Raw genomic sequence first — 20,113 nt, 5'->3', positions numbered from 1 at the left:
CTGGGGCAGCCACCTGAGGCAGGGCTGAAACAGGGACTGGAAGGCAGCCTGAACCGGCGCTCCGACAGCCACGCGGACGCGCTTGACCTGCGTGTCTGTGGAAACGCTTAGGGTTTGCGGCCCACGAGGGATGGCGGTGTGGAGGCCGCCCAGGGCTCTGTACGGCGACCGGCGGCCAGCGGGAGCTCGATCGCGAACTCCGTTCGCCCCGGCTCGCTCTCGACGCCGATACGACCGCCGTGCGCCTCCGTGATCGCTGCGGCGATGGCCAGTCCCAGACCCGATCCGCTCTCCTTGCCGCGAAGGCGGGAGCGGGAGGCATCGGCGCGGGTGAAGCGCTCGAAGACCGACGGGAGGAGGCCGGCCGGGATGCCGGGGCCGTTGTCGCGTACGCGGATCGCACAGTGCGTGTCGGTGGCCTCCACGACGACGGTGATCCGCGTACCGGGTGGTGTGTGCACGCGGGCGTTGGCCAGCAGGTTGGCCACCACCTGGTGGAGCCTCGCCTGGTCGCCGACGACCAGCGCGGGAGCGTCCAGGCGCAGGGCGAGCTGCCAGGCACGGTCGCCGCCCGCGGCTTGCGCGTCCCAGACCGCCTCGGCGACCAGAGTCGCCAGGTTCAGCTCGGCGGACTGCAACGGGCGTCCCTCGTCGAGCCGGGCGAGCAGGAGCAGGTCCTCGACGAGCCCGGTCATACGCTCGGACTGGGCGGACACGCGGCGCCAGGCCAACTGCGGCTCGATCTTCTCGGTGCCGTGGTTCATGAGTTCGGCGTAGCCGGCGATGGAGGCGAGCGGGGTGCGGAGCTCGTGGCTGGCGTCGGCGAGGAAGCGGCGCATGCGTTCCTCGGTGCGTTGGCGTTCGGTGAGCGAGGTCTCGACATGGTCGATCATGCGGTTGAGCGCGGCGCCCACCTGGCCCACCTCGGTGGCGGGGTCGGTGTCGCGGGCGGGGACCCGGGTGAGTGCGGTGACCTCGCCGCGGTCCAGGGGCGCCCGCGAGACCTCGACGGCGGTGGCCGCGACCCGGTCCAGCGGGCGCAGCTGGCGTCGTATGACCACCGTGGTGACACAGCCCGCGGCGGCGAGCCCGACGGCGGCGATCGCGGCTTCGCCCGCGACCAGTCCGTTGATCACGTCCTGTACGTCGTCCATGGGGAGCCCGGCCAGGACGGGGACTCCGTCGCCGCTGATGGCGGTCACGCGGTACGTGCCGAGGCCGGGGATGGTTCGGGTGTGCCGTGATCCGTCCGTGGGGATCCCGCCCAGTGCGCCGCGCTGGGCAGCGGTGAGGACCTGAAGGTGGCCCTCCTCGGTCACCACTTCGGCGGCGATGACCTGCCCGTCGGTAAATCGGGCCGCGACGGTGCCGGCGGGTTGCCCGCGCTCATTGAGGAAGCCGAGGTCCGTCGCGTCGCCCGTCCGGCGCTGGAGCCCGCCCTGGCTGCGTTCGGCGGCCTCGGTGACGCGCTGGTCCAGATTCCCGAGCAAATAAACACGCTGGACGAACACCGTGGTGAGCGCCATCGCCGCGCAGACGATGATCAACGTGGCGGAGGTGAAGAGCAACAGACGGGCGCGCAGCGAGCGCCCTCGCCACCGGGTGACCGCCGCTGCCGGACGACGGTCCTGGCGCGTCGTCATGTTCTGTCTTCCGTGGCCCTGATCACGTATCCGGCGCCGCGCACGGTGTGGATCATGGACGCTCGGCCTTTGTCGACCTTCGATCGCAGGCTGTAGATGTACACCTCGACGAGGTTGCCCTCGCCGTCGAAGGAGCTGTTCCAGACGTGGTCGAGGATCTGTGCCTTGCTGAGCACCTGGCGCGGGTGGCTCATGAAGAAGCTGAGCAGGTCGAACTCCTTGGCGGTGAGCGGGATCGGCGTCCCGCCCCGCTGCACCTGGCGGGTCTTCTCGGCCAGTACGAGGTCACCCAGTACCCGCACGGATTCGTCCTCGGACGCTTCCTCGCTGCCGGCGCGGCGCAGCAGCCCGCGCAGCCGCAGCATGACCTCCTGCAGCGAGAACGGCTTGGTCACGTAGTCGTCGGCGCCCGCTGACAGCCCGTCGATCCGGTGGTCCACGGTGTCGCGGGCGGTGAGCATGAGCACGGGCAGTTTCGTGTTCTCGTGCCTCAGCCTGCGCAGCACCTGAAGGCCGTCCACGTCGGGCAGCATCCAGTCCAGGACGACGGCGTGCGGTGCGCAGCCACGCGCGATGCTCAGCGCGCTGCGGCCGTCCTCGGCAAGGAATGGCTGCCACCCCGCCTCGGTGACGGCCACGGACAACAACTCGGTGAGCTCGGGCTCGTCGTCGACGATCAGCACACGGACCGCGCCCTTGTGGGCACCAGCAGCGCCATACATGCCTCGCACTCTGTCCCCGCGCGCTGGGCGAGCGCTGTGTGCGGCCTGAGCGTGGGCAATGGAGTTGAGTCAGTCGGTCCGGTGAGTTGCTTCCGCCGCGTGTACGGCATGCCGACCGGCGGAGCGATCTGACCCCCGCCGGCCGGCGGGGACGACTGGGTCAGGTGGTGGCGCAGGTACTGCCGTTGAGGGTGGACCGCCGGGGTCCGGAGAGCGTCGAGGAGTTCCTGGTGGAGTGGGCCGGGCGGCAGTTCGGGCAGCGCCACGGTCCGGAGATCGCCGCCATCCGCACGGAGTACTACCGCCTCGCTGCGGAACGGCGTCCGGAGTTCATCGACCGCGGCATCTTCTCGACCGTGCATCACGGCGACGAGGCGGACCGCCGGCTGGCCGCCTGCCGGAAGGTGCCGGCCCGCGCCCAGACGCTCGGCGCCAAGCTCCCCGACACCTACCGGGACGCCTTCTACGGACTCGTCGACTATCCGATCCGCGGCGCGTACTTGATGAATCTCAAGTACTACTGGGCGGATCGCAACGCGCTCGCCGTCCGCCAGGGACGCTGCCCGCGAGCTACCTCGCTCCGCCGGAGAGCTACCACCGCTCCTTCGATCCCGACCCCGCTTTCGATGCGGGCCTGGACACGACGAAGGAGTAGTGCGCCGAAGGCGACCGCACTCGATCACACTCGGCCAGGAAGGGAACTGTGCCGACAGGTCCTAGCTGAGAGCAGCCACGCAGAACTGCACCAGCCCGGCGTCGGTGTCCAGGATGATCCGCTCCATCTCCGGCCACGGCGGTTGGAAGCTCTCGCCCCACTCGATGGTGAAAGCGAGGATCTTGCCCTTGTGGGGATCGACGAGGTGACGGGAGTAGGCGTAGTCGTCGCTGGTTCCGCAGGTCGGGTACAGATGGAAGGCGGACATCGGGGTGTAGACACTGCCGCGCACACCCTTCAGTCCCTGGCAGAACTGCTCGGCGAGCACGGCGGCGTCGTCGGCGTCGCCGTTCGGGATGAACTCCGCGTAGGCCGGGTCGCCGGCCACTCCGCGTGTGCCGTCGAAGGAGGGGTTGAGGAAGTTCATGGCCGGGTCGACCGACTGGTTCTCGTCGTCTCCCCAGACGAAGAGCATGTCCTCGGAGTAGCTGTGCACGTCGACGAACCAGCGGGTCCGCGGGAACGCGTCGAGCAGCGCGCGGACATTGCGGGTCTCGGGCTCCGAGAAGGGGCTGGGGCCCTGGTACACCTGGAGATCGCCCGGATCGGCGGAGACCCGGGGCCCGGCGGTCGGGTCGAAGGCGGTGGCGAAGTCGAAGAGGAAGTCGAAGTTGCGGTTGATGTCGACGCCGATGCGGGCGGGGTCGCCGCCGGAGTTCGCCGGGTTGCGGTTCTTCCGCCACATCGGTTCGACGTTCTGGCTGTAGTGCCTGCCATCCGGGTTGACGAGCGGGAAGATCACGACATCCAGGTCGTCGAGGATCCTGCGCACCTGGTCGGAGGTGAAGCTCGTACCGCCGTAGACGAGGCCCGTACCGCCGCTGTGTGCCTCCAGCAGGTCGGCGGCGAGGTGGACGAGGACCTCGCAACTGCCCCATTCGCGGGCGTGCACACCGCCGATCAGTACGGTGCAGTCCTTCGTGCCGGCCGGGGCCGTGCCGATCCGCAGGGCGTGGCAGACACGGCCTTCGACCGAGGGCTCGGGCAGCTCGATGATGTCGCATGCGGACGGGAACGCGGTGGCCAGGCTGGTCACGGCGGACTCGACCTCGGTGGTGTTCAGGTACGGCATGGTGTCCCTCCTAGGCGTCCTTCACCTTGAGGGCCAGCCCGTGCGGAATGGCGTCCTCGGGGGCGAACCGGTCTCCCTCACCGACCTCGGCCTGGCGGGCCCGGCCGGTGGCTGTGACATCCTCGAGCGCCCTGACCGACACGCCCTCGCGCTCGAGGGCCTCGGCCTGCTCGGGGGAGACATAGGCCTCGATGCTGAAGCTTCCGTCGTCTGCCTGGCGGGGACGCCCCCCGACGTCGGGATGTGCCTCACGCAGGAGTGCGCGCAGGGTTTCGGCGTCCTTGGCGGTGACGCGGACACGGAGGGTCTGGTGCGGAGCGGTGGACATGGCGGGCCTCTTTCGGGCGCCGACGGCTTCACATCAGCGATGCCGACGACGCGGATGCTGACGTATACATATGTCCGATGTGTACCTCGTATCCTCAGGGTGCGCTTCCACCGTAGAACGAGTCAAGGGGCGGCTCGGGCATCCCGCTCAGCAGGCAGTCGAGGCCCGCGATCAGCTCTTGCTCGTCGTCGTACTCGGCGAGTTGAGGGACGAGCGCACGCAGGCGCGGGTACTCGGCGGCGGGCAGCCGGTGCAGGCCCAGACGCAGCATCAGATCCGGCTCGTCGGGGTTGTCGACCACTTGGCGCTTGTCCACCAGGAGACAGCCGAGGTTCCAGGCCACGAAGGTGCGGTAGATCGTCAGCGCGGTGGCGTCGTCGAAGCCGGCCCGGCCGAGTACCGCGAGGATGTGCTCGGTGAGCTGGAGCAGCGGCGCCGGGCGCCGGGCCACCGGCACGCTGAGCGGGCGCGTGGCCACCACGGGCAGGATCTCGGGGTGGGCGTGCACCACGGAGGCGAAGGCACGTGCGATCCGGCGCAGTTCCATGCGCCAGGGCAGGTCGGCGGATTCGGTGCGCCGGTCGGAGCGGCTCTCCTCCGCCGAGGTTCGCAGCCGGTCGTTGACCTCGGCGAAGAGGGCCTCGACCAGGCCGTCGACCAGTGCCTCCTTGCCGGCGGTGTAGCGGTAGATGGCCATCGGCTCGACGCCCAGGTCAGTCGCCAGGCGCCGCATGGTCAGCGCCGCGAGCCCCTCCCGGTCGACCAGGGCGACGGCCGCGGCGAGGACCAGCGGGCGACTCAGGCGCCGCCGCTTCTCCGGACCGTCCCGCTCAACCATGTCCGCGCTCCTATCGCGGGGCCGGGGCCCCAGCCGACAGGGATACAAGGTAAATATCATTCATAATTGTACTGAATATCCGCCTGGGAAACCGGCTCCGATCCCATGACCAACCTCCTGCGAGGCGAGGACAAGCCGTGTGAACGCGGTGCCCCGGTCATTCGCCGCGCCAGATGTTGTCGAAGGCGGCGTCTTCGATGGCCCGCCGTTGTCGTACGGCTTCCAGTTCCATCACCGCGTCGTTGACGGCGGCCAGTACGGTCACGACCGCGTCGTTCACTGCGTCCGGGAATTCTTCGGTCGGTTGGTCGACGATCCCGACGGCGGCGGCGAGGGCGGCGAGGACCGGCTCGCCCGATGCCCAGCGGTCGGCCGCGTGGCGGCGGGCCGGTGAGTCGGCCCGTGCCGTCCGGGTGGTCCGAAGCGGATTCCAGCGGCGCCGCTGCCAGGTGATGTCTCCCTCTCTCTCCAGAGCGGCGAGGTAGGCCCGGGACAGGCCGCGGCCCCGGCGCCACAACCAGTCCTCGACCGACTCGTACGGTTCCTGCCGGACGAGCGAGGACGCCGCCTCGTCCAACAGGTCATCACCCATTGCCGGCTGCAGGCCGGGCACGATGTGGTCGCCCCGCAGGGTCAGGGCCTCCGCGCCGAGGAGGTCGATCACCTCGGCTCCCGCGAGAGCCAGCGACAGGTCGCCCGGCTCCACCGGACGGGCGGACCTCACGTCCGTGGCGACGATCATCAGATCCGTGGGTGTGGTCATGAATGACTCCAGATCAGAGACATTGGCGGAGTTACTGCATTTCGCTGAGCTGCCGGGACGGTGCCGGGTGCGCTGCCGAACGCGGCGGGCGTCGGTCCGGCGGCACGCCGCGGGCGGTGTCCGGGAAAGGGAGCTTCCCGCCGCTCGACTGCAGACCTGCTTCGTCAGGGGCGGTCGGCCCGCATCGCGACAGTCTCCGCCGGTGCCGACCGTGGTACGGGGACGGCGCGCCGTACGGCGGCCATGTGGTGGGGGAAGCCGATGCGCAGGACGGCGGCGGCAGCAGCGGCGGCGAGCACCATCAGGGCGGCCAGGATCAGGGCCTGCCGGTAGCCGTCATGAAGCAAGGGGGCGACGAGCAGGGGGCCGAGGATCTGGCCGACGGAGTATCCGGCGGTCAGCAGGGCGACGGAGCGGGGGAACCGCAGATGGGCACCCGCGGCCAGGGCGATGGTGCTCACGCCGATGAACGTCGCGCCGAACAGGACCGCGGAGACCAGGGCAGCCGCCACGCCGCCGACGAGGGCGGGCAGGGCGATGCCGACCGCCTGGAGGAAGAGCGCCGCCAGCAGGAGATCCGGGCGGGACCAGCGACGCCCGAGCCAGGCCCACAGCGCCGAGGACGGCACGGCCGCGACGCCGACCAGGACCCAGGCGCCGCTGCCGATCCAGCCCGGGGAGCCCTGACCGATCGCGGCGACCAGGAAGGTGCCGGCGACGATGTAACCGATGCCCTCCAAGGTGTAGCTCGCGAACAGGATGCTGAACCAGCGGTGCGTGCGCGGCGAGGACGGACCGGCCACAGCTGTCGGGGACTCCCGCGTGGTCGCCGGAGCCGTTTCGGGGCGTAGGTTCCACGAGACGGCGGCGAGTACGGCGGCGAGTACGGCCGAGGCCCACCAGGCGGCCTCCCAGTCGGCAACGGACCGCAGGACGAGGACCAGCAGGCCGGACAGTGCGATTCCGGCTCCGACTCCGCCGAAGGCCCAGCCGGGCAGGTGGGCGGGGTGTTCCCTCAGGTGGCTGAGGAGTGAGCTGACCGCGACGACGAAGATCAGCGCGCTGGCCGCTCCGGCCAGCAGCCGCAGCACGAGCCACACAGCCGTGTCGTGCGTGGCGGGCATCGCGGCCAGGCTGCCGGTCAGCACGATCAGCGAGCCGCGCAGAACCGTGGGCGAGCGGACCAGTGCGGGCACCAGAATGCCGGTGAGCGCGCCGATGAGGTAGCCGACATAGTTGGCGGTGGCCAGGTTCGCGCCGGCGCCGGCGGACAGCCCTGCCTGAGCGTGCATCAGGGGAAGGATCGGGGTGTAGACGAAGCGGCCGACCCCCATGCCCGCGGCGAGCGCCGCGGCGGCCTGGACGACGTGGCCCCAGGGCGAGCGGAGAAAGCCGCCCGAGGGAACGGACGAGGGTCGCAGGGGCACTGCGCGCATGACATGTTCCTCAACAACGGGGATACGAAGGCAAGGTGGGGTGCGGCTCACGGTCGTGGCGCGCGGCTCGCGGTCGAACCGCGGCCGGGCGGCGGAGAGCCGACTGAGCGGGTGCGTGGATCGTCACGCAGAGGGGTGATCGGATCGTCCCGGGTCGTTGGGGTGGGATTCGAGTGCGGTGACGGTGAGAGTCATCCATGGGCGCAGCGGCAGCGTGCCGAGCACCTTCTCGTGGAGTTCGTCCTCGTCGGCGGCGCACCAGATGCCGACGCTGCGGAGTTCGCCGACCGGGCGCCACAGGCGCGCCAGGTTGCCGGTGGCGGCCAGTTCCTTGGCGCGGACGGCTTCGGCGGCGCGGCGCCGGTCGACCTCGTCCTGGCTGGTGCCCTCGGGCACGGTGGTGGTGATCTCAACCAGGAATTCGCGCATGGTCCTGCTCCGTTCAGTGGGGCGCCCGGCTCACGCCGACACGCCACGGGGGAAGGCGGTGTTGTTCTCGGATGCCGAAGCGGCCGTTGTGGTCGTACGGTGGCCGCCGCCCTGGCACCGGCAGCGTCCATATCCCCTATCGTGTGCCTGCCGGCCCGGAGGACGCCACGACCGGCGTTCTCCCTGCTGGTAGGCGCAACCTCCCACCGACGTAGCATGGTGGGCGTGGAGCTGCGCCAACTGCGGTACTTCGTCGCGGTCGCCGAGGAGCTGAACTTCGGGCGGGCCGCCGAGCGGCTCTTGATCGCCGGGCCCTCGCTGTCCCAGCAGATCAAGGCCCTGGAGCGCGATCTCGGCGTACGCCTGTTCGACCGCGACCGGCGCTCGGTGTCCCTCACCCCGGCCGGTGCCGCTCTGCTCCCGCACACCCGCGCCCTGCTGGAGCGGGCCACGGACCTCCAGCGTCGCGCCGGCCGACTGGCCGGATCGGAACCTGTCCGGCTCGGCTACGTCAACTGGCTTCCCGCGGACCTGACCGCCACCACCTCCGCGGTGGCCCAACTCCATGTCGACGCATGGATCGCACCCTCCCACACCCAGGCCGCCCGGGTAGCCGACGGCAGTCTCGACCTCGCGGTGTGCTGGGTACGGAGCCATGACCTGGAGCGACACGGCCTGCGCGCCCGGCTCCTCGGCGCCGACCGGCTCTACGCCATCGCCACCGGTAGCGACACGAGCGACATACCCGCCCAGGACACCGCCGTCGTCCTCGACGACGACACCACCTCCTGGGCGTCCTGGAACGTCTACGCCGAAGAACTCGCCCAGGACACAGGGGCCCACGCGGTGCGCATCTCCGACGGCGGCATCACCGGCCCCGCCTTCTTCGACCACGTCCGCCGCAGCAGCCGCCCGCTCATCAACTCGCCCAAGGGCCAGACCACTCCGCTGCCGCCCGACCTGGTGCGACGCCCCGTGGTCGCGCCGGAGATCCACTGGACCTGGTCCCTGGTCTGGCGCCGCAGCGAGGTCCGTGCCGCAGTCCTCGCCGTCGTCGATGCCCTCTGCGACGGCGTCGGCGACCTGGGCATCAACGCCCCGGACGCCTGGCTGCCCGACGACGACCCGTACCGGAACCGGGCAGCTCCGCCAGTCGAGCGGTGACGAGCGCGAGACCTGCGATCCGTCGCTGTCGCGCCGGCCTGTGCTGGGAGTCTGGGCCTACCAGCTAGGAGGTAGCCGGTCCCGGAAACGGCCCCGATGACCTTTGACTCTTCTCGACCCGCCCCCTACGGTCTGAATAGTCGACCGGTCGGCTAGCGGCCGTCGGTCGCACCACCTCACACACCAGAGAAGGTCACCATGAGTTCCCAGAACCAGAAGGTCGCAGTCATCACCGGTGCCTCGCAGGGCATCGGCGCCGGCATCGTCGACGCCTACCGCGAGCTCGGTTACGCCGTCGTCGCCACCTCGCGCACCATCGCCCCCTCCAGCGATGCGGACCTCCTGACCATCCAGGGCGACATCGCCGACCCCGCCACCGCCGAACGCGTCATCGCCGCCGGCATCGAACGGTTCGGCCGCATCGACACCCTCGTCAACAACGCGGGCATCTTCGTCGCCAAGCCCTTCACCGACTACACCCAGGACGACTACGCCACCGTGACCGGCGTGAACCTCACCGGCTTCTTCCGCATCACCCAGCTGGCCATCGCACAGATGCTCACCCAGGGCGGCGGCCATATCGTCAACATCACCACCAGCCTCGTCGACAACGCCGACTCCCGCGTCCCCTCCGTGCTCGCCTCCCTGACCAAGGGCGGCCTGCAGTCCGCCACCAAGTCCCTCGCCATCGAGTACGCCACCCGCGGCATCCGCGCCAACGCCGTCTCGCCGGGCACCATCAAGACCCCCATGCACCCCGAGGAAACCCATGAGGCTCTCGCAGGCCTGCACCCGGTCGGCCGCATGGGCGAGCAGAGCGACATCGTCGACGCGGTGATCTACCTGGAGAACGCCCCGTTCGTCACCGGCGAGATCCTCCACGTGGACGGCGGCATGAGCGCCGGCCACTGACCTCCGGAGAGCCGTGGGCAGGAACGATTTCACTCGGCAGGAGAGACCCTGATGAACAGCACGACAGACCCTGAGGCGATCCTGCGCGGCGTCCTCGACCAGTGGAAGGAAGGCGTCGACAGGCACGAGCCGCAGCGGATCGCCGCCATCTTCACCGAGGACGCGATCTTCCAGGGACTGCACCCCTACAGCGTCGGGCGGAAGGGCGTCGCCGACTACTACGATTCCCAACCCCTCGGGATGACGGTCGCCTATCGGATTCTCGAAACCAGGAGGCCCGCCGACCACCTCGTGCTCGGGTACCTGAGGGTCGACTTCTCGTTCACCGACCGGCCCACACTGGGCCTCAATCTCAGCGTCCTGGTACAGCGCGTGGAGGACGGCTGGTACATCAGCCACTACCAGGTCTCCCGCCTCGACTAGGGCCCGTCCGGCCGATCAAGTCGCGGGAAAGCGACAGCCCTTGGCACTCCGGTGAGCGGGGGCGATGGGGCCCCCGCTCGAGCGAGGTCGAGAGTGGCAGCGATCCGAGTGACCCGTTCATCCACATCGTCCGACGGGTCGGTCGGGAACTCCTGCACCATGGAGCCGAGATCGCGTTGAGAAGCCGGCAAGGAATCCCCGCGCTCAGACGATGCCGCCGTTGGCGCGCACGACCTGGCCGTTGACCCAGTGGCCGGCCGGTGAGGCGAGGAAGGCGACGACCTCGGCGATGTCGGCGGGGGCGCCGAGGCGCTCCGGCGGGGGCTGCGCGGCCAGTTGGGCGACGGTCTGTTCGTCCTTGCCCTCGAGGAAGAGACCGGTGGCGGTCGGGCCGTTCAGCGAGGACGGGCGCCGGCGCCTGCTGTGGTTCACCGCCCCGCCCGGCACCGAAGGCGCCGCCCAGCTGGAACTGCTGTCCGTCGACGGGACACAGGACACGACGATCGGCACGGGCGCGGCCGACGGGGTTCCCAGGAGTTGATATCGGGGTTGAGATCGAGATCGAGCGCATTGCTGTGCGGCAGGGCCCACCGGATCGGGTGGGCCCTGCCGCACAGCGATGCGCTCCTCAGTCCCGGAATACGTCCTTGGCCTTCTCCTTCGCCTGACGGGCGTCTCCCTTCGACTTCTCGGCCTGCCCCTCGACAGCCATCGTCTCGTTGCCCACCGCGCGGCCGACCGTCTCCTTCGCCTTGCCCTTGAGCTGCTCCTTCTTGGCCTTGGCCTTCTGGTCTCGAGCCACTGTCACTCACTCCAAACCGCTGTCGACAAGCGATTCCACAGCACCGGGTGACCCTTGTCGCTACGCCTAAACTCGAAGATCCGCTGTCACAGGAGCCGGCCGACGGCCGACTGTCAGTGCCCGGCCCCGGGGTGCATGACCCTGTCCACCCTGACCGCCGTCTTCACCGAAGCGGGGCGTCCTCCCCGTACCGCAGGTGAACTGTCCGGCTGGACCTGGGTGACACACGACGCGTACACGGCCGACCACGCCTGCTGGTGCGCGGGCTCCTGGACGCGGGGATCGTCGGCCGGTACACCCCCGCGTACGACGCCGATCCCCACTTCAACGCCGACGGCGCCCACACCGTACGGATCATCGCCGACCGTTTCGGCCTTCCGTCACCGCCACCCGGCCGCCCCGATGGCCGGCCCCCGGCGCCCGCTGCGGAGCGCTGACGGCCGACCGTTCGGCTCAGCCGCCCAGCGCCGCCAGGACCACGAGCTTGGCCTCGTCCTGGACCTGGCTGAGGTGGTCGGCGCCGAGGAACGACTCCGCGTAGACCTTGTAGACGTCCTCGGTGCCCGAGGGGCGGGCCGCGAACCAGGCGTTCTCCGTGGTCACCTTGATGCCGCCGATGGGCGCGCCGTTGCCGGGGGCCTGGGTGAGCACCGCGGTGACCGGCTCCCCGGCGAGGGTGTCCGCGCGGACCTGCGCCGGCGACAGCTTGGCAAGCAGGGCCTTCTCCTCGCGGGTCGCCGGGGCGTCGATGCGCGCGTACGCGGGTTCGCCGAAGCGGGCGGTCAGCGCGGCGTAGTGCTCCGACGGCGTCAGCTCCGTGACCGCGGTGATCTCGGAGGCGAGCAGGGCCAGGATGATGCCGTCCTTGTCGGTGGTCCACACCGAGCCGTCCCGGCGCAGGAAGGACGCGCCGGCCGACTCCTCTCCGCCGAAGCCGAGCGATCCGCCGACCAGCCCGTCCACGAACCACTTGAACCCCACGGGCACCTCGACCAGTTGACGGCCGCGGTCGGCTGCGACCCGGTCGATCATCCCGGACGACACCAGCGTCTTGCCCACCCCTGCGGCGGCGGGCCACTGCTCGCGGTGGGAGAACAGGTAGGAGATGGCGACGGCGAGGTAGTGGTTGGGGTTCATCAGCCCGGCGTCCGGGGTGACGATGCCGTGCCGGTCGGCGTCGGCGTCGTTGCCCGTGGCGATCTGGAACCGGTCGCGCTGCTCGATGAGCGAGGCCATCGCGTACGGCGACGAGCAGTCCATGCGGATCTTGCCGTCCCAGTCCAGTGTCATGAACCGCCATGCGGGGTCGGTGAGCGGGTTCACCACGGTCAGGTCGATCCCGTGCTGCTCGGCGATGCGGCCCCAGTAGGCGACCGACGCGCCGCCCAGCGGGTCGGCACCGATGCGCACGCCGGCCGCGCGGATCGCGTCCAGGTCCAGCACGCTGGGCAGATCGGCGACGTAGGTGCCCAGGAAGTCGTAGCGGCCGGTGCCGGGGGCAGCGAGCGCCTGGGTGTAAGGAACGCGCCGTACGTCCTTGAGGCCACCGGCGATGATCTCGTTGGCCCGGTCCTGGATCCAGGAGGTCGCGTCGGAGCCTGCCGGGCCGCCGCTCGGCGGGTTGTACTTGAAGCCGCCGTCGGCGGGCGGGTTGTGCGAGGGGGTGACGACCACCCCGTCCGCGAGGCCGGAGGTACGGCCCCGGTTGTGGGTGAGGATGGCGTGCGAGACCGCCGGAGTGGGCGTGTATCCGTCTCCGCTGTCGATGAGCACCGTCACGTCGTTCGCCGCGAACACCTCCAGGGCGGTGACCCTGGCGGGCTCCGACAGGGCGTGGGTGTCGGCGCCCAGGAACAGGGGGCCGTCGGTGCCCTGGGAGTCGCGGTACTCGCAGATGGCCTGGCTGGTGGCGGCGATGTGGTCCTCGTTGAACGCCGTCGCCAGCGAGGATCCTCGGTGCCCGGAGGTACCGAACGCCACGCGCTGCCCCGGGTCGGCCGGGTCGGGGTGCAGCGCATAGTACGCCGTGACCAGCCGGGCGACGTCGATGAGGTCCTCGGGTCCGGCCGGCCTGCCCGCTCGCTCGTGCGGCATCTGCCCGTTCCTCCGTATCGGTTGACCATGGGTTACGGGTCTCATCTTCCCCCGGCACGGCAGTGGTCCGCGAGTGCCGCACCGGCCACGGCCGGGACGACCGCTGCCCGCCTTCGCCGACCCGGACGGCTCGGCTTCGGGTCCGTTCCGGAGCTACCCGCAGCCGCTGCCCGCGGTGGCGGCCGTCGCGGTACTTCTCGCCTTCTTCGACGAGACGGTGGACATCACGGTGGACGACGCACGCCTGGAGCACCCGGTCACCCCGTTCACGGCGGCTCTCGGCGCGCGTTCGTCGACGTAGCGAAGGGACCGTGGCGGCTTGCGGATCGCGTCCGTGGCACCGTGCCCGGCCGGGTCGCGAGACTCGGCCGGGCGTCGTCGGACGAAGCGGAGGTCAGTCCGCGGACCGCACGGTGGGCAGGGCGAGGTCGACCGGACCGGTGGCCGAGCCGCTCTTGCAGGAGTCGTGGCAGTCCTTCTCCAGGCTGCAGCACAGGGAGCAGATCGCACCCGCGTGGAACGGGCAGTTCGCCATGTCGGGCCGCTCGAAGGTGTCCGTGCACACCGAGCAGGTCAGGGTGGCCGCCGAGGGCAGTCCGTCCGCGGCGAGCAGCGGCTCTTCGAGGTCGTCGATGCGGGCGATGTAGTACTTGCCCTTGGTGAGCACCGCGAACAGCGGGGAGAGCGCCATGGCCAGGAACAGCGCGATGAACGGCGAGTAGGCCTTGCCGTAGTCTCCGAACGCCTCGAAGTAGGCGGCGATGGAGACCGCCGAGGCGATGAGCATCGAACCGAAGCCGACCGGGTTGAAGTTGTACAGGTGGGCCCGCTTGAACTCGATGTACGAGGGGCTGAGCTTCAGCGGTTTGTTGATGACCAGGTCGGCGACGACCGCGCCGATCCAGGCGATGGCGACGTTGGAGTAGAAGCCCAGGACCGTGTTGAGGAAGCCGAACACGCCGCCTTCCATCAGGGCCAGGGCGATGCCGACGTTGAGGAAGATGTAGACGATCCGGCCGGGGTGACGATGGGTCAGGCGGGAGAAGAAGTTCGACCAGGACAGCGAACCGGAGTACGCGTTCGTCGAGTTGATCTTTATCTGGGAGAGGATGACGAAGAAGGTGGCCAGACCCAGCGCGACAGGAGCGGCGAACGTCTTGAACCCGGAGACGTACTGCTGGATCGGCTCGTTCGCCTTCGCGAGCCCCACGCTGCCCGCGATGTAGAAGGCGAGGAACGCGCCGCCGATCTGCTTCGCCGCTCCGAGGACCACCCAGCCGGGGCCCGCGGAGAGCACCGCGCCCCACCACTTCCTGGCGTTCTCCGGCGTCTTGTCCGGCATGAAGCGCAGGTAGTCGACCTGCTCACCGATCTGCGCGATCAGCGACAGGGCCACGCCGGCACCCGCCCCGACGCCGAGCATGCTGATGCTCGACCCGGTCGGCGAGTTGCCCGCGAAGTGGGTGAACTCCGAGAACTTCCCGGGCTCCTGGATCGCGATGGACACGAACGGGGCGACCATCAGGACCAGCCAGATCGGCTGGGTCCACACCTGCATCTTCGACAGCGCCGTCATGCCGTAGACCACCAGCGGCAGGATGATCAGCGAGCAGATGACGTAGCCCACGGCCAGCGGTATGTGCAGGCCCAGTTCCAGGGCCTGGGCCATGATCGAACCTTCGAGGGCGAAGAAGATGAAGGTGAAGCTGGCGTAGATGACCGAGGTCAGCGTCGAGCCGAGATAGCCGAAGCCCGCGCCCCGGGTCAGCAGGTCCATGTCGATGGAGTACTTCGCCGAGTAGTACGAGATCGGGATGCCGGTCAGGAAGATGGTCACGGCGGCGGCGAGGATGGCCACCAGGGCGCTGGAGAACCCGTGGGAGATGGCGATCGAGCCACCGATGGCGAAGTCCGCCAGATAGGCGATGCCGCCCAGGGCCGTGGTCGCCACGACATAGGGCGTCCAGCGGCGGAAGGACTTGGGCGCGTAGCGCAGCGAGTAGTCCTCCAGGGTGTCGTTCTGCGTCCAGCCGTTGTACTTCCGGCCGCTCGTACCGGCCTCCCGGACGGATGCGTCCGCCACTCCCGGCGGTGCCTGGTTGTCGACAATCTCCGTCACGGCGCTTCCCTCTTCCGTAGCCAGGGCCGCCGCCCCGGACGACCCGGGGCGGTCCACGGAAGATTCCAGCCGCATTGTTTCTCGACGGTTTCGTGTTCTTTAAAAGGAGGCGCCTTGTCCAAACTTTCTGCGACGCGCGTAGATACCGGCCTGAGCTGGCCTTTTAAAGAATTTGATGAGCGGGCCCTTTATTTCTGGAAACTAGGCCGACCAGTATCCGGTCCGCGTCAAATACTTCCCCTAGAAAATATTTCTGCGACGGGTTAATGTCAACGGGTACGTGGGAGGGGAGGTCAGAGTTGGGCCACGATGTCGAACGCGAAGGCGTCCGCCCGCGCCAGATAGAGCCGCTGGTCGAGATGGTTGCCACGCAGCCGCAGCGCTCCCCGCGGCCCCTCGTAGGAGACCGTGTCGCCGGCCGCGCACATCGCCCGTACGTCCAGCGACCGGGCCTCTTCCGCCAGCGCCGCGAGCAGCCGCAGGCCCTCGAAGCACGATTCGCCGAGACTGCCCACGACCGGGGCCTCTGTTCCGAACCGCGCCGCGTACCGACCGCCGAAGTCCAGGCTCTCGGCGGTGGCCAGCGTCTCGAAGTACCCGGCCGTCGCCCAGAGCCCGTCGGTCGACTCCGCGCCGGTGGCCAGCAGGATGTTCTCGTCCATGTGCGTGCTCAGCCGCAGGCACCGCTGGTGCAGTCCGCACGCGGCGAACGCCCGGTTGAAGCGCGCGGCGTCGTCCCCGATCAGCAGCATCAGCACGGCGTCCGCCTCGCACCGCTCGATCCGCCGCAGCACCGGCCCGAACTCGTACGTCCCCAGCGGCACGAACACCTCGTCGTGCAGCCGGCCACCGCACGCACGGGCGTACCGGCGAGCCGTGTGTGCGGTGACCCGTGGCCAGACGTAGTCGTTGCCGACCGTGCACCAGCGCCGCACGCCGGCGGACTCGGCCAACAGCCGCATCGCCGGGAGCAGTTGCGCCGCGTCGGTCTCCCCGGTGAGGAACACGCCCGGAGCGCGCTCGCCGCCCTCGTACTGGGCGGTGTACACGTACGGCACCCGGCCCGCGAGGCGCGGGACCAGCGCCTGGCGCACCGCCGAGGTGTGCCAGCCCACCACCGCGTCCACCGCGCCCAGCGACACCAGGGCCGTGACCTCGGCCGCCACCCGCTCCGGCGGCGCCCCGCCGTCGACCACGGCCAGCCGGACCTCGCGCCCCAGTACCCCGCCCGCGGCGTTGAGTTCCTCCGCCGCCAGCTGCGCGGCCAGTTCACAGGCCGGCCCGAAGACCCCCGCCGGGCCCTGCAAGGGCACGACCAGGGCCACGGCCAGCGTCTCGCCGGCGCTGCCGTTCCGTACTGGCGGCCCCAGATGCACAGCCCACCTCCATGAGGGCAAGGGGGACGCGGATCCCGCTCTCGGCCCCGGCGCCCTCGCGGAGGCCCTTTAACCTGTCGGACAGTAGACCTACCGGAAGGACACCGGCAATGCGGTCCGTACCGTCGCAGGATCTCGCCCACCTGCTCAGCCATGCCGAGCGGCGCCTTGTCCAGCGCCTCGCCGCCGTGCTGGCCGAAGAGGGGTGCTCGGTCGAGCAGTGGCGCGTCCTGTCGAGCACCTCCGACGGCCGGGGCCACCCGATGACCGAGATCGCCGAGTACGCGCTCATGCCCGCGCCGAGCCTCACCAAGCTCGTCGACCGCATGGTCGCCGACAACCTCGTCTACCGCCGCCCCGACCCCGCCGACCGCCGCCGCGTCCTGCTCTACCTCTCCGCCCGCGGCCGCGCCCTGCACGAGCGCGCCGCCGACCGCGTCCATGCCGAACAGACCGGCCTCCTCGACGCCATCGACGACCACGGCGAACTCGCCCGGGCACTGCCCTTGCTGGCCGCCACGCTCGATGTGCGGACCGCGGCGGCGAACGCCCGGGGAGCCGCCCGGCCGACATCGGCCTGAGGGGCCCAGGGCGAACTCGGCGCAGCCGGTCCTGCGCCTTGTAGTGGCCGGTATGGTGGCCGATTCCTGCATGATGGCCAATTCCTGCGCACCATCGAGCGAGCCTCCTCGGCCGCGACATCAAGTCCGGTGAGCAGCGCATCGAACTGGATGGCGCGCTCACCGCTCTCGACATGCTGAGAGGCCGCCGACAGCACCCGTGGTCAGTCGTCCGTCTCGCGGCGCACGAGCCGGCAGCCGAGGAGCAGCAACGCGCCCCAGACCCCTCCCACGATGAGCGGTCCGCCGAACGTGGACCCGTAGGCGACTGCCGGGATCGCGGCGACCATGGCGAACCATGTCATCAGTCCCCACATGGTGAGCGACTCGGGCAACTCCTCGCGCGCACGGCGCAGGACGACGACGCCCACGCACACGCCGTAGACACCCGGCGCCAGCAGGGCGAGCGCGACTCCCACGGACAGCTCCGGATTGTCCCCCGGCGCGTGCAGTGTCATCGCCGCGAACACGATGAGTACGACGCCGAGGAGCGCGGCCAGCGATCCCCACACCCGCCGCCTCACGGCACGACCGCGGCGGCGGACTTCCGCCGACGTTCCCGGCGTACGGCGCCGGCGCTCCGCCCGCTTCCGAGAGCGGCGGGCGGCCGGCACCCCCGCGGCTCGCCTGCGAACCTCACGCCGCCGGTCCACACCGCGCGGCCCTTCCCTGGTACCGGTCATCACCGTAGCTCCCGGCCTCTCGGACGAGTCTCCCTCTGCTTGGACGCGGAGACCTCGTCGGTGATGCAGGTCGGGGCCGTTCCGCTCTTCGGAAAGCCGGATAGGGTCGGGGGCCGTGGAGATACAACTGTGCGTGCTGTTGTGGGCGCGGCCCGGCGCGACCGAGGCCCTGGTCGCCTACGAGGACAAGGTTCTGGCGCTCCTGAAGGAGCACGGCGGCCGGATTGTGCGGCGGGCCCGCACCGACGGCCAGGATCCGGCCCCGACCGAGATCCAGTTGATCGAGTTCACCTCACAGGCCGGCTACGACGGCTACATGTCCGACGAACGCCGCACGGCCCTGGCCGCCGAGCGTGACGCGGCCGTCGCGCGCACGGACGTCCATCCCGTCAGGTTCGTGTGAGCGGTGCGCGGCAGCGCACGGGCCCGGGCCTCGTCGAACGGGGACGGTGGCGCCGTGATCGTCGACAAGGACGACGTGCCGCAGCTGCGGGCGCCCGACATCTCCGGGAGCCACCATTGCGACCTCCTGACCTCACCTCTGCGCGCGGCGTCCGTCGCCCCGTTGCTGGACTGTCGGCCTGATCAGATGAGATGGGCGAAGACCACCAGGTTCTCGGTGTAGTCCTTCACGTCACGGTCGTAGTCCCCCGCACAGGTGATGAGTCGAACCTGGGCTTGCGGGGTGTCGGCGTAGACACGCCGGTCGGGGAAGTCATCCTTTTCGAACGTCTCGACGTCGTCGACCACGAACGACGCCTTGCGTCCGTCTGCCCGCGCGACGTAGAACTTGTCACCCTTCTCCAGTTCGGAGAGGTCCACGAACACGGCCGCGGACGTCGCCGTGTCGACGTGCCCGGCGATGATCGCGGTGCCCGCCTCTCCGGGGGACGCCCCCTCGGCGTACCAGCCGACCAGGTTGACGTCGTCGGCGGCCGGGGGTTGCAGGTGCCCCGAACTCCCGAGGGCGAGGTCGGTGAAGGGAGCGTCGACGGAGATCTTGGGGATGAGCAGGCGCTTCGGTCTGGATCTCGGCAGATGCTTTCCCACCGGATGCGCGGCCGACGAGGCCGACGCGCCGGCTTGTGTGGTGCGCGGTGGGTAAGCGGGATCGGACGACGAGTTGCGGCCGCTGAGCATGAGCACCGCCAGGACCATGAAGGCCGCGCCCCACAGCCATGTGGTGGAGGAGCGGGTTCCCTCGTCGGAGGGCGCCGGCTGGGTTCCGGAAGGGGGAGGAGGACTGGCTGCCATGGGGACCACCTCACTCTGGCTCGGCAGCTGAGCAGGCACGGCATGCGGGAAGCAGGCCGGGCCGCCACGGAAGGCAACCGGTGGCGACCCGGCTGCTATCACGTCAGGCATGGTCAGGCCGCGCCCTCGGCTGCCTTCTTTCGACGCAACGCGTACACGCCGGTCGCTGCGACACCGAGGACGGCCAGCCCGCCGGCGGTGACGCCCGGTGCGGCCAGCCCACCCCCTCCGGTGTGCATGCCGCCGCTGGGCTTGTCGCGCTCGTCGCTCCCCTCGTCGTTGTCGTACCCGCTGTCGTTGCCCTGGTCGTACCCGCTGTCCTTGTCCTTGTCCTTGTCGTACCCGCTGTCCTTGTCCTGGCCCTTGTCCTTGTCCTTGTCCGTCTCCGAGTCCTGCTTCGAGTCCGACGCGGAACCCCAGTCGTCGCTGCTCAGGGCGGTCAGCGCACCGCCACCGGCGTGAACTCCACCGCGCGGCGAGTCGTAGCTGCTGTCCTCGTCGCGCTCCTTGCTGTAGGACGAGTCTTGGTCACTGTCCTTGTCCTGCTCCTTGCTGTACGACGAGTCCTCGTTGTCCCGGTCGTCGCCGGCCGCGTGAGCCCCGGGTGTGGCGACCGCAAGGGCAGCCGTGGCCGCTGCCGTGGCGAGCAGCATGCGGGCAGATCGCATGTGAGGGTCCTTCCATCGCAGCCGGGCAGCTGGCGCTTCATCAGCTGACTTG

The 20,113-nt window shown here is 70.0% G+C and carries 22 protein-coding genes and 2 pseudogenes; 8 read left to right on the top strand and 16 right to left on the bottom strand.

Annotated elements, in window-relative coordinates; all coding sequences use genetic code 11:
• Window positions 1–107: 107 nt before the first annotated feature.
• From ACFY16_RS29970 to ACFY16_RS29935, 8 genes are all read right to left on the bottom strand, one after another.
• The gene (locus ACFY16_RS29970) at window positions 108–1,643 is read right to left on the bottom strand and encodes a sensor histidine kinase (RefSeq protein WP_390650302.1); all 1,536 of its coding nucleotides are present in this window, start codon (window positions 1,641–1,643) and stop codon (window positions 108–110) included.
• Complete coding sequence (locus tag ACFY16_RS29965; RefSeq protein ID WP_390650301.1) at window positions 1,640–2,365, bottom strand: response regulator transcription factor; 726 nt, start codon at window positions 2,363–2,365, stop codon at window positions 1,640–1,642. The genes ACFY16_RS29970 and ACFY16_RS29965 overlap by 4 nt, the downstream gene beginning before the upstream one ends.
• Window positions 2,366–3,081: 716 nt before the next feature.
• A complete protein-coding gene (locus ACFY16_RS29960) occupies window positions 3,082–4,152 on the bottom strand; it encodes a M14 family metallopeptidase (RefSeq protein WP_390650300.1) in 1,071 nt (356 codons plus the stop codon).
• A 10-nt stretch (window positions 4,153–4,162) separates the two neighbouring features.
• The gene (locus ACFY16_RS29955; RefSeq protein ID WP_390650299.1) at window positions 4,163–4,480 is read right to left on the bottom strand and encodes a hypothetical protein; all 318 of its coding nucleotides are present in this window, start codon (window positions 4,478–4,480) and stop codon (window positions 4,163–4,165) included.
• Window positions 4,481–4,574: 94 nt separating this feature from the next.
• Window positions 4,575–5,318, bottom strand: coding sequence for a TetR/AcrR family transcriptional regulator (locus ACFY16_RS29950; protein WP_390650298.1), 744 nt, complete (start codon window positions 5,316–5,318; stop codon window positions 4,575–4,577).
• Between the two features lie 157 nt (window positions 5,319–5,475).
• Window positions 5,476–6,081: a GPP34 family phosphoprotein gene (locus ACFY16_RS29945; RefSeq protein WP_390650297.1), complete on the bottom strand. Its 606-nt coding sequence runs from the start codon at window positions 6,079–6,081 to the stop codon at window positions 5,476–5,478.
• 164 nt (window positions 6,082–6,245) lie between these two features.
• Entirely contained in the window at window positions 6,246–7,517 is a 1,272-nt protein-coding gene (locus ACFY16_RS29940) for a YbfB/YjiJ family MFS transporter (RefSeq protein WP_390650296.1), read from the bottom strand.
• Window positions 7,518–7,640: 123 nt separating this feature from the next.
• The gene (locus ACFY16_RS29935) at window positions 7,641–7,946 is read right to left on the bottom strand and encodes a muconolactone Delta-isomerase family protein (RefSeq protein ID WP_390650295.1); all 306 of its coding nucleotides are present in this window, start codon (window positions 7,944–7,946) and stop codon (window positions 7,641–7,643) included.
• 216 nt (window positions 7,947–8,162) lie between these two features.
• On the opposite strand from ACFY16_RS29935, the gene ACFY16_RS29930 reads away from it, so the two are divergent.
• The 3 genes from ACFY16_RS29930 (at window position 8,163) to ACFY16_RS29920 (ending at window position 10,445) form a co-directional block, all read left to right on the top strand.
• The gene (locus ACFY16_RS29930) at window positions 8,163–9,110 is read left to right on the top strand and encodes a LysR family transcriptional regulator (protein WP_390650294.1); all 948 of its coding nucleotides are present in this window, start codon (window positions 8,163–8,165) and stop codon (window positions 9,108–9,110) included.
• Between the two features lie 198 nt (window positions 9,111–9,308).
• Entirely contained in the window at window positions 9,309–10,022 is a 714-nt protein-coding gene (locus tag ACFY16_RS29925; RefSeq protein ID WP_390650293.1) for an SDR family NAD(P)-dependent oxidoreductase, read from the top strand.
• A gap of 51 nt (window positions 10,023–10,073) precedes the next feature.
• A complete protein-coding gene (locus tag ACFY16_RS29920) occupies window positions 10,074–10,445 on the top strand; it encodes a YybH family protein (RefSeq protein ID WP_390650292.1) in 372 nt (123 codons plus the stop codon).
• A gap of 204 nt (window positions 10,446–10,649) precedes the next feature.
• On the opposite strand, the pseudogene ACFY16_RS29915 reads toward ACFY16_RS29920, so the two are convergent.
• Window positions 10,650–10,838, bottom strand: a pseudogene (locus ACFY16_RS29915) (SDR family oxidoreductase); the annotation flags it as partial.
• A gap of 1 nt (window position 10,839) precedes the next feature.
• On the opposite strand from ACFY16_RS29915, the pseudogene ACFY16_RS29910 reads away from it, so the two are divergent.
• Window positions 10,840–10,986: pseudogene (locus ACFY16_RS29910) on the top strand (transcriptional regulator); the annotation flags it as partial.
• An 87-nt stretch (window positions 10,987–11,073) separates the two neighbouring features.
• Here ACFY16_RS29910 and ACFY16_RS29905 read toward each other — a convergent pair.
• Entirely contained in the window at window positions 11,074–11,247 is a 174-nt protein-coding gene (locus ACFY16_RS29905; protein WP_390650291.1) for a CsbD family protein, read from the bottom strand.
• Between the two features lie 257 nt (window positions 11,248–11,504).
• Here ACFY16_RS29905 and ACFY16_RS29900 point away from each other — a divergent pair, with 257 nt between their 5' ends.
• Window positions 11,505–11,684 (top strand): hypothetical protein, encoded by a 180-nt coding sequence (locus ACFY16_RS29900; protein ID WP_390650290.1) that lies wholly within the window; start codon window positions 11,505–11,507, stop codon window positions 11,682–11,684.
• Between the two features lie 16 nt (window positions 11,685–11,700).
• Here ACFY16_RS29900 and pgm read toward each other — a convergent pair whose 3' ends face one another.
• Window positions 11,701–13,341, bottom strand: coding sequence for a phosphoglucomutase (alpha-D-glucose-1,6-bisphosphate-dependent) (gene pgm, locus ACFY16_RS29895; RefSeq protein WP_390650289.1), 1,641 nt, complete (start codon window positions 13,339–13,341; stop codon window positions 11,701–11,703).
• A 73-nt stretch (window positions 13,342–13,414) separates the two neighbouring features.
• Between pgm and ACFY16_RS29890 the strand changes: the two genes are divergently transcribed.
• A complete protein-coding gene (locus ACFY16_RS29890) occupies window positions 13,415–13,642 on the top strand; it encodes a hypothetical protein (RefSeq protein ID WP_390650322.1) in 228 nt (75 codons plus the stop codon).
• 93 nt (window positions 13,643–13,735) lie between these two features.
• Here the strand turns inward: ACFY16_RS29890 and ACFY16_RS29885 are convergent, their stop codons facing one another.
• Together ACFY16_RS29885 and ACFY16_RS29880 are read right to left on the bottom strand one after the other, a co-directional pair.
• Complete coding sequence (locus tag ACFY16_RS29885) at window positions 13,736–15,460, bottom strand: purine-cytosine permease family protein (protein ID WP_390650288.1); 1,725 nt, start codon at window positions 15,458–15,460, stop codon at window positions 13,736–13,738.
• 293 nt (window positions 15,461–15,753) lie between these two features.
• Complete coding sequence (locus ACFY16_RS29880; RefSeq protein ID WP_390650287.1) at window positions 15,754–16,836, bottom strand: substrate-binding domain-containing protein; 1,083 nt, start codon at window positions 16,834–16,836, stop codon at window positions 15,754–15,756.
• Window positions 16,837–16,946: 110 nt separating this feature from the next.
• On the opposite strand from ACFY16_RS29880, the gene ACFY16_RS29875 reads away from it, so the two are divergent.
• Complete coding sequence (locus ACFY16_RS29875; RefSeq protein ID WP_390650286.1) at window positions 16,947–17,417, top strand: MarR family winged helix-turn-helix transcriptional regulator; 471 nt, start codon at window positions 16,947–16,949, stop codon at window positions 17,415–17,417.
• Between the two features lie 203 nt (window positions 17,418–17,620).
• Here ACFY16_RS29875 and ACFY16_RS29870 read toward each other — a convergent pair whose 3' ends face one another.
• Complete coding sequence (locus ACFY16_RS29870) at window positions 17,621–17,980, bottom strand: hypothetical protein (protein ID WP_390650285.1); 360 nt, start codon at window positions 17,978–17,980, stop codon at window positions 17,621–17,623.
• A 274-nt stretch (window positions 17,981–18,254) separates the two neighbouring features.
• Here ACFY16_RS29870 and ACFY16_RS29865 point away from each other — a divergent pair, with 274 nt between their 5' ends.
• A complete protein-coding gene (locus ACFY16_RS29865) occupies window positions 18,255–18,542 on the top strand; it encodes a hypothetical protein (protein ID WP_390650284.1) in 288 nt (95 codons plus the stop codon).
• A gap of 182 nt (window positions 18,543–18,724) precedes the next feature.
• Here the strand turns inward: ACFY16_RS29865 and ACFY16_RS29860 are convergent, their stop codons facing one another.
• Both ACFY16_RS29860 and ACFY16_RS29855 read right to left on the bottom strand, forming a co-directional pair.
• Window positions 18,725–19,393: a class F sortase gene (locus ACFY16_RS29860; protein ID WP_390650283.1), complete on the bottom strand. Its 669-nt coding sequence runs from the start codon at window positions 19,391–19,393 to the stop codon at window positions 18,725–18,727.
• Window positions 19,394–19,506: 113 nt separating this feature from the next.
• Window positions 19,507–20,061 (bottom strand): hypothetical protein, encoded by a 555-nt coding sequence (locus tag ACFY16_RS29855; protein ID WP_390650282.1) that lies wholly within the window; start codon window positions 20,059–20,061, stop codon window positions 19,507–19,509.
• Window positions 20,062–20,113: the final 52 nt, after the last annotated feature.

This window comes from Streptomyces sp. NPDC001315, from assembly GCF_042896175.1.
Classification (GTDB): domain Bacteria; phylum Actinomycetota; class Actinomycetes; order Streptomycetales; family Streptomycetaceae; genus Streptomyces.
Note: the sequence above shows the minus strand (reverse complement) of the source record. Positions and strands in the feature narration are given on the sequence as shown.